This is a genomic window from Pseudomonas tehranensis, assembly GCF_014268615.1.
GTDB lineage: Bacteria > Pseudomonadota > Gammaproteobacteria > Pseudomonadales > Pseudomonadaceae > Aquipseudomonas > Aquipseudomonas tehranensis.
On sequence record NZ_JABWQV010000379.1, the window covers coordinates 1 to 3,220 of the forward strand.

4 protein-coding genes are annotated in these 3,220 nt (G+C 61.4%); 2 read left to right on the forward strand and 2 right to left on the reverse strand.

What is annotated here, in order from left to right; translation table 11 throughout:
- Positions 1–47 precede the first annotated feature (47 nt).
- Positions 48–521, reverse strand: a complete 474-nt coding sequence (locus HU811_RS26045) for a WbuC family cupin fold metalloprotein (RefSeq protein ID WP_186658940.1) — start codon at positions 519–521, stop codon at positions 48–50.
- A gap of 3 nt (positions 522–524) precedes the next feature.
- The gene (locus tag HU811_RS26050) at positions 525–1,082 is read right to left on the reverse strand and encodes a hypoxanthine-guanine phosphoribosyltransferase (RefSeq protein ID WP_047229412.1); all 558 of its coding nucleotides are present in this window, start codon (positions 1,080–1,082) and stop codon (positions 525–527) included.
- Between the two features lie 175 nt (positions 1,083–1,257).
- On the opposite strand from HU811_RS26050, the gene upp reads away from it, so the two are divergent.
- Together upp and HU811_RS26060 are read left to right on the forward strand one after the other, a co-directional pair.
- Positions 1,258–1,896, forward strand: a complete 639-nt coding sequence (upp, locus tag HU811_RS26055) for a uracil phosphoribosyltransferase (protein WP_030138594.1) — start codon at positions 1,258–1,260, stop codon at positions 1,894–1,896.
- A 2-nt stretch (positions 1,897–1,898) separates the two neighbouring features.
- Positions 1,899–3,173 (forward strand): uracil-xanthine permease family protein, encoded by a 1,275-nt coding sequence (locus HU811_RS26060; RefSeq protein WP_092453960.1) that lies wholly within the window; start codon positions 1,899–1,901, stop codon positions 3,171–3,173.
- The last annotated feature ends 47 nt before the right edge of the window (positions 3,174–3,220 follow it).

Sequence of the window (3,220 nt, forward strand, 5' to 3'; positions counted from 1 at the left end):
CAGCGGGAGCAAGCTCCCTCGCCACAGAAGCCTCGCTACCGCACCGCTCAGTCGAACTGCGCGCGCATCCAGGCTTGATATTCAGCCACCCCCACCTCGCCTTCGCGGGGTGCCCAATGGGCCAGTTCACCGTCGCCTACCGGGCGGTAAGGGCCGGCCTTGCACTCGAACATCATGCTGTCGGCTTCCAGCACCACTAAACCGTGGTACACGCCCGCCGGCAGGTCGACACCGAGGCAATCGCCACCGGCCTGCAGGATACGCTTGTCCACCACCGTGCCGGTTTCATCGAAGATCAACACACCGAGCCGGCCCTTGAGTACCAGCAAGGTTTCAGCCTTGTCGGCACTGAGGTGGCGATGAGGTGGAATGTAGGTGCAAGGCTGCAAGCCAACCGCCATGCGGTGGCAAGGCTCGTCCATCTGATGAAAGTTATGGTGTTGCCGCCCGCGAGGACTGGCCGTGGCTTTCTCGGCCAGTTCGTTGAACAGCGCTTGATCCAGAAAGCCCGGTTGGTTCATCGATTACATTCCTTTGACGGCGAAAATACCATTGGCGTTGCGCCAGTAACCTTTGTAGTCCATGCCGTAGCCGAAGATGTAGCGGTCGATGCACGGCAGACCGACGAAATCGGCTTTCAGGTCCGGACGAGCCTTGCGGTCGTGGTCCTTGTCGATCAGCACGGCGGTGTGCACGGCGCGGGCACCGGCGTGTTTGCAGAAGTCGATGATGGCGCCCAGGGTGTGACCTTCGTCGAGGATGTCATCGATGATCAGCACGTCGCGGTCGATGAATGAAACTTCCGGCTTGGCTTTCCAGAACAGGTCGCCACCGCTGGTTTCGTTACGGTAACGAGTGGCGTGCAGGTAGGACGCTTCCAGCGGGAAATTCAGGTAGGTCAGCAGCTTGCCGGAGAAAATCAGCCCACCGTTCATGACGCAGAACACCACCGGGTTGGAATCGGCCAACTGGTCGTTGATTTGCGCACCGACACGGGCGATGGCCGCTTCGACTTCGGCTTCGGTGTACAGGCAGTCAGCCTCTCGCATGATTTGACGGATATGCTCGAGATCAGCGGACATGGCGCTCTCCAGGGGAGGTTGAGGGAGGGACGGGTTCGGAAAAACGGGCAAAGGTACGCATCCCGCCCGGCCAGATCAAGCGTTTGTGGACTAACGTTCTGTATTGTCTATAGGACAACACCCTCGGATAGATTAATCTAGGCCGGTTTTTTTGCCCGCCGCCGGAGCTTTCCCCATGCCCATCCTCGAGATCCGCCACCCGCTGATCAGACATAAACTCGGCCTGATGCGCCGCGCCGACATTAGCACGAAGAACTTCCGCGAACTTGCCCAGGAAGTCGGTGCACTGCTCACCTATGAAGCCACCAAGGACCTGCCGCTGGAGTCCTATGAAATCGACGGTTGGGCCGGCACGGTCCAGGTGGAAAAAATCGCTGGCAAGAAGATCACCGTGGTGCCGATCCTGCGTGCCGGCATCGGCATGCTCGAAGGCGTGCTGAGCCTGATCCCGGGCGCCAAGGTCAGCGCCGTGGGCGTGGCCCGCAACGAGCAGACCCTGCAGGCTCACACCTACCTGGAAAAACTGGTGCCGGAAATCGACGAGCGCCTGGCCATGATCATCGACCCGATGCTCGCCACCGGCAGCTCCATGGTCGCCACCATCGACCTGCTGAAAAAAGCCGGTTGCCGTGACATCCGCGCCATGGTGCTGGTCGCGGCCCCCGAAGGCATCAAGGCGGTGGAAGACGCTCACCCCGACGTCACCATCTACACCGCTTCGATCGACCAGAAACTCAATGAACATGGCTACATCATCCCCGGCCTGGGCGATGCCGGCGACAAGATCTTCGGCACCAAGCAGAAGGACGCTTGAGCATGCAGGATGAGTTCAACGATCCGCTCTGGCGCCAGGTTTTGTCCGGCGCACAGATGCTGTTCGTCGCCTTCGGCGCGCTGGTACTGATGCCGCTGATCACCGGGCTGGACCCGAACGTAGCGCTGTTCACGGCGGGCCTGGGGACAATCCTGTTCCAGATCGTCACCGGACGTCAGGTGCCGGTATTTCTGGCATCGAGCTTTGCCTTCATCACCCCGATCATTCTCGCCAAGGGCCAGTTCGGCCTGGCCGCGACCATGGGCGGCGTGATGGCGGCCGGTTTCGTCTACACCTTCCTGGGCCTGGCGGTGAAGGTCAAGGGCACCGGATTTATCGACCGTTTGCTGCCGCCGGTGGTGATTGGGCCGGTGATCATTTCCATCGGCCTGGCCATGGCACCGATTGCCGCCAACATGGCCATGGGCAAGGCCGGTGACGGTACCGAGCTGATTGCCTACCAGACGGCGATGCTGATCTCGATGCCGGCGCTGCTCACCACCCTGATCGTCGCGGTGTTCGGCAAAGGCATTTTCCGCCTGGTGCCGATCATTTCCGGCGTGCTGGTGGGGTTTGCCATGGCGTTTTATTTTGGGGTGGTGGACACCGCCAAGATCGCCGCCGCACCGTGGTTCGCCTTGCCGGCCTTCACCGCGCCGGAATTCAACTGGCAAGCGATCCTGTTCATCGTACCGGTAGCCCTGGCGCCAGCCATCGAGCACATCGGTGGGGTCATCGCTGTGGGCAGCGTGACCGGTCGCGACTACCTGAAAAAACCCGGCCTGCACCGCACCCTGCTCGGCGATGGCGTCGCCACCACGGCAGCCGGCCTGTTCGGCGGCCCGCCCAACACCACTTACGCCGAAGTCACTGGCGCGGTGATGCTGACCAAAAACTACAACCCGAAAATCATGACCTGGGCGGCGATCTTCGCTATCAGCCTGGCCTTCATCGGCAAGTTCGGCGCGCTGCTGCAAAGCATCCCGGTGCCGGTGATGGGCGGAATCCTGTGCCTGTTGTTCGGTTCGATCGCGGCGGTGGGCATGAACACGCTGATCCGCCACAAGATCGACCTGAGCGAAGCGCGCAACCTGGTGATCGTTTCGGTGACGCTGGTGTTTGGTATCGGCGGTGTGCTGGTGGGCACCGGCACCGGCCCGGACGACTTCGGCCTCAAAGGCATCGCGTTATGCGCGGTGGTGGCGATCGCCCTGAACCTGATCCTGCCGGGCAATGACGGCTGGAAGCACAAGAAGGCGGATGAGCCGCTGCTATAAATCAGCCTGTACATAATGTGGCGAGGGAGCTTGCTCCCGCTCGAGTG

What these genes read in the sequence shown, in the direction of transcription:
- HU811_RS26045 (WP_186658940.1), bottom strand. Translation starts at nt 521, where the DNA reads ATGAACCAACCGGGCTTTCTGGATCAAGCGCTGTTCAACGAACTGGCC.
- HU811_RS26050 (WP_047229412.1), bottom strand. Translation starts at nt 1,082, where the DNA reads ATGTCCGCTGATCTCGAGCATATCCGTCAAATCATGCGAGAGGCTGAC.
- upp (WP_030138594.1), top strand. Translation starts at nt 1,258, where the DNA reads ATGCCCATCCTCGAGATCCGCCACCCGCTGATCAGACATAAACTCGGC.
- HU811_RS26060 (WP_092453960.1), top strand. Translation starts at nt 1,899, where the DNA reads ATGCAGGATGAGTTCAACGATCCGCTCTGGCGCCAGGTTTTGTCCGGC.